Raw genomic sequence first — 263 nt, 5'->3', positions numbered from 1 at the left:
GTGGGGTGTCCTCGCCGTCGGCGATCGCGGGCTCGGCTTCGGCGGCAGTGTCGGACTTCGCCTCGGGCTCGGGTTCCGGTTCGGCCTTGGCCTCCGGCTTCGCTTCGGGCTCGGGCTCCGTCTTCGTCTCTACGTCGGTCACCGGCTCGGCCTTGGCCTCCGGCTCGGGGTCGGCCTCGGCTTCGCCTTCGGCCGGGGTTTCGTTCCCGCCCGCACCACCCGTGCTGCTTTCGTCGTCGGGTGCGGGTGGCCCCTGTGGGGTG

At 73.0% G+C, this 263-nt stretch carries 1 pseudogene; it reads right to left on the bottom strand.

What is annotated here, in order from left to right:
* Nucleotides 1-263 (bottom strand): annotated as a pseudogene (locus tag ADK41_RS41670) (VWA domain-containing protein); the annotation flags it as partial.

The organism is Streptomyces caelestis, assembly GCF_001279005.1.
Lineage (GTDB): Bacteria > Actinomycetota > Actinomycetes > Streptomycetales > Streptomycetaceae > Streptomyces > Streptomyces heliomycini.
The sequence above is the reverse complement of the archived record's forward strand: the minus strand, read 5'-3'. Positions and strand labels throughout refer to the sequence as shown.